Source organism: Hassallia byssoidea VB512170, from assembly GCF_000817785.2.
GTDB classification, from domain to species: domain Bacteria; phylum Cyanobacteriota; class Cyanobacteriia; order Cyanobacteriales; family Nostocaceae; genus Hassallia; species Hassallia carrinoi.
In genome coordinates this window covers 1-4,126 of record NZ_JTCM02000207.1, presented here as the reverse complement: position 1 = coordinate 4,126, position 4,126 = coordinate 1, and the positions used below count along the sequence as shown (strand labels likewise).

Genomic DNA, 4,126 nt, shown 5'->3' with positions numbered 1-4,126 from the left:
ATCAGACTTTTTCAAGACAGGGGAAATGTTGAAATTATTTTAGATACGCATAAAATTTTTTCTTTTCTTTTCCCCAATACGGGTTTAAAGCCCCCTCTTTCTAAGTGGTTTTATTTGGGGGGAGGTCACAATACCCAAACATATTCTTTCCCCTTTCCCCTTTCCCCTTCTTTGTGAACTTTGCACCATATATGTAAGAGGATTAATAAAGCTGTTTGTAAAGTAGAATGAAAATATTTTGCTTGTACCTTCGCTACTGCATAACCATCAACAAACTCATAGTTTACATCTCCTTCAGGAAGCACCATAAATTCTTCTAAAGTAAGTTGTTTTTCTCTGCTTACCTTAACCATGATATGCATCCTCCTAAGTGCAAAATTGCACAAATTCGTCACCAATTAAATAAACTAAAAACTCTGCGTTCCTTTGCGCTGACTCAGCGTTCCTCTGCGTTTCAAAACGCTACAATTTTACGCAAAGTACCTTAAGTTGTTCCAGCCGAATTTAAACTTTCTTCCGCTTCTACTTCCACCTTCTGCCCAATTTTTGGTTCAGTACCAGCAAACAAACGCTCAATATTAGCGCGATGTCGCAAAATCACATACAATCCACCCGCGACACCAAACAAAATGTAGGGTAAAGGTTGATGCAAAAGTGTCATGAAAATTGGAACAGCTACAGCACCCACAATTGAACTTAAAGACACAATCCGCGATATCGCAATTACAACCGCAAATACCCCCGCTGTAGCCAAACCAATCTGCCAATTCATCGCCAATAAAATACCTAAGCTGATAGCAACTGACTTACCACCAGTAAACCCTAAAAAAATCGATTTACTGTGTCCTAATATCGCTGCTAACCCAACTAAAATTACTATCCACGGTTCCCACAAATTCGCATCTACCGTTGGAGGGATAAAGTTTTGTAAAGGTGCGTAGCTAAATAATGAGTAAGCCAGAGCGATCGCTAATACTCCCTTTAAAGCATCAATCAGTAAAACGATCGCTCCCGGTACTTTACCTAAAGTTCTTAACACATTAGTTGCCCCAGTTGAACCAGAACCAACTTCACGAATATCAATACCTTTCAACTGCTTGACTGCGATGTAACCCGTGGGAAACGAACCCAGCAGATAAGCTACAACCACAATCCCTCCGCACAAAGTCAACCAAATAGCCATAAACAATTCAAAATTCAAAATTCAAAATTCAAAATTAGGAGTTAATTGTTAGTTGTCAAAAATTACTCCTAACTCCTAACTCCTAACTCCTAACTCTTAATAGTCATCATCATAATTTCGCATCATTTTCGGGTCAGGAGCAAAGGCTAACCAAAGAGGAAATTGTAATAATCCTAAACTGATTTGCTCCTCAGAATCGTCAATTATGATTAAGGGTAGTTGATTTGCTTTTGTCAAGCGATCGGCTTTTTGCGCTAACGCTTCGGCTGTTTCAAACAATACCACGCCTCTGTCGGGTCCAAAATCTGGACGACCGATTCCTAGGCAGTCTTGCAAGCCGCGCCGCCAGTCACCTAAGCGTTCTGGTGTATTTGCTAATACCAAAGTCCGGAGGCGATCGCCATACAATTTGTGCAATATCGAAATCACCGCTGAGGAAATCAGAATATTTTGCAAGCGACTATTCATCGTCCGCAAAGCACCGCGTCCCCCTTGGCTGAAAAACCAGTTAGAAACTCGTTCTGCGTGTACCGGCTCAAAAGTGCGGCGCAGTTGCCAAGCCGGTCCATAATAATCTGGTTTGGTACGGTATTGGTCAATTAAGCGGCGAATTTGCTTTGTGGTATCTTGAAACTGCTGTTGGGCAAATTGAGGCGTTCCTGGGTCAATATCTACTGATTTAGCTTCTTTTACAGGTACTTTTTCCCGTTCTCTAACAGTCGGCATTAATTGCAACTGCTCTGCTGCTGATGCCAAATCTTGTAAACTACCAGTGAGATAATCTTTAAAACCCTGTACGCGGATTGCCAAGTCTTGAGAAGCACCTGCAAAAGTGGTTCGCATTTCGTTGCGGATGCGTTCTTGACGCCTTTCCAATTGTTCTACAGAAATTTGTAGCGTTTGTTTGCGCTGTTCTAATTGCGTCAAAGCTTCTTGCACTACTTTTCCCATAGTTATTTGGGTATCACTCACTTGCGCTTGAAGAGTTTTGTAAGAAGTTTGCAAGTTAGCTATTTCTTCTTTGAGCGCTTGTTCAGTACGTTGTAACTCTGCTACTCGTTGCGCTGCTGACTCTATAAGTGAATTATCTTTTGATGCTTCTATTTCTGACTTGAGAAAGGTAGCTGCGGATGAATTTTCTGTTGGTTCAACAGTCAGATTTTGCGCTTGCGGTGCAGGCAAATCAAAATTTGAGTTTGATTGTGTTTGGGTTATCTGACTTTGTGTTTGAATTTCAACCACAGACTCAACAGATGGGTTTTCTGTTGGGTCAACTACTGGGCTTTGTTCTTGTTTTTCCATTAATGACTCATTAATAGGTTCTGGAGTTTGAGATTCCTCTGGGTTCATAAACAATAGTGCAATATATAGATAGCTAAAAGTGAAATATTACAATTCACTTGCGATCGCAGTCATGAGTTAAAAGTCAATAGTCTTGAGTCAAGAATCAAAATATTGACTTTTTCACTATAATGACAAAAGCAGAATTCACCACTAAATACGTGGACAACGTTCTTCTAAACAAGTTTTCAGGGTGTTGGGGTCAAATATAATCGGCAAAAAGTGAATACTTTTGACTTCTTTAAAGTAAAACAATATAGGAACCCCATTCCAGAAGATACGCCAATTTTGCCATTCCTGGTAAGGAAAGCGGCGAATTAATTTTTCACCTCTGTAAATATCTAAGTCTGTAGCGGTAAATTGCAAACGCAGAGTTACTGCTTGAAACATGAGAAACAAGCCAAAAAGGGCGATCGCACCTCCGACTATTGGTTGCACCAAAATCAGAGGAATGGCAGCAATAACCAACACTACAGGTATATTGTAACTAGGCTTGAGTTCTACGGTTGATGCCGCGTTAGAAGCATAGGTTCTGGTCATAGTCTCAAATCCTGCTTGACTCAATGTAGATATTATTCCTATTTTAGAGCGGGCAGACCCCGCCTCTACTACAATCCTTGTACCGATGCACTGCCGGTTCCCTGAAACATTAACCAAGAAAGAAAGAAGTTGCAGACAAATATCATCAACAAAGCTGTAACAACCGCAGTTGTGGTTGATTGTCCCACACCTTTGGCTCCGCCGGTTGTCGTCATCCCCCAACTGCAACCAATAACGGCGATTAAAACTCCAAAGAAACCGGCTTTAATCAAGGCACTACAAATATCCCAAATGCCGAGAAAGTTACGAGCGGAATCTAAAAATGCCGTTTCCGAGAGGTTGTATATACTCGTGACAATTATCAATCCTCCCAACATGCCTGTGACTAAAGACAAAAGAGTTAAAATTGGCAGCATCAAGCCGCAAGCAATTACGCGGGGAATAACTAGATAATCAATCGGATCGGTTTTTAACATTAGCAGGGCATCAATTTGTTCTGTGACGCGCATAGTGCCGATTTCCGCTGCAAATGCCGAACCGACTCGTCCCGCCAAAATCACCGCTGTCAGCACCGGTGAGAGTTCTCTTGTTAAGGCGATCGCCAACACTCCGCCAACGACGTTTCCTGCCCCAAAATTGATAAACTCCCGCGCTACCTGGATGGTAAACACCGCACCTACAAAAACAGCCGTCAATAAAGCAATGAAGAGCGAATCGGGTCCAACCGCTGCCATTTGCTCTAGAGTGTTGTGGCGATGGATTTTGCCCCTAATTAGGTGAACTAATACTTGCCCACCTAAAAGAATTGCCGCCAGCAATCGCTGACTCCATATTCCTAAGCTGAATTTGGATGTAGTCTTGCTCAAAGTTTACAAGTTAACTCGGTAACTGCCTTAAGAATAGCGAAAGTCAGTTATTTGTTGTTAGTGGTTGGGCATTGGGCATTGGGGAGCCAGTGCCGTGGACGGGTTTCCCGACTTGAGGCAACTGGCGTCATTGGGCATTGGGGAGCCAGTGCCGTGGGCGGGTTTCCCGACTTGAGGCAACTGGCGTCATTGGGCA

At 42.4% G+C, this 4,126-nt stretch carries 5 protein-coding genes; all 5 read right to left on the bottom strand.

The genetic code is table 11. The features are described from left to right. Nucleotides 1-125 precede the first annotated feature (125 nt). A complete protein-coding gene (locus PI95_RS34780) occupies nt 126-353 on the bottom strand; it encodes a PDDEXK family nuclease (RefSeq protein WP_201280733.1) in 228 nt (75 codons plus the stop codon). A 131-nt stretch (nt 354-484) separates the two neighbouring features. Beyond that, nucleotides 485-1,183, bottom strand: coding sequence for a glycerol-3-phosphate 1-O-acyltransferase PlsY (gene plsY / locus PI95_RS34775; protein WP_039752514.1), 699 nt, complete (start codon nt 1,181-1,183; stop codon nt 485-487). 96 nt (nt 1,184-1,279) lie between these two features. Beyond that, entirely contained in the window at nt 1,280-2,533 is a 1,254-nt protein-coding gene (locus PI95_RS34770) for a DUF3086 domain-containing protein (protein ID WP_039752512.1), read from the bottom strand. Between the two features lie 144 nt (nt 2,534-2,677). Next, nucleotides 2,678-3,064, bottom strand: a complete 387-nt coding sequence (locus tag PI95_RS34765) for a DUF3119 family protein (RefSeq protein WP_039753899.1) — start codon at nt 3,062-3,064, stop codon at nt 2,678-2,680. A 68-nt stretch (nt 3,065-3,132) separates the two neighbouring features. Then, a complete protein-coding gene (locus PI95_RS34760) occupies nt 3,133-3,930 on the bottom strand; it encodes an MlaE family lipid ABC transporter permease subunit (protein WP_039752511.1) in 798 nt (265 codons plus the stop codon). Nucleotides 3,931-4,126 lie beyond the last annotated feature (196 nt).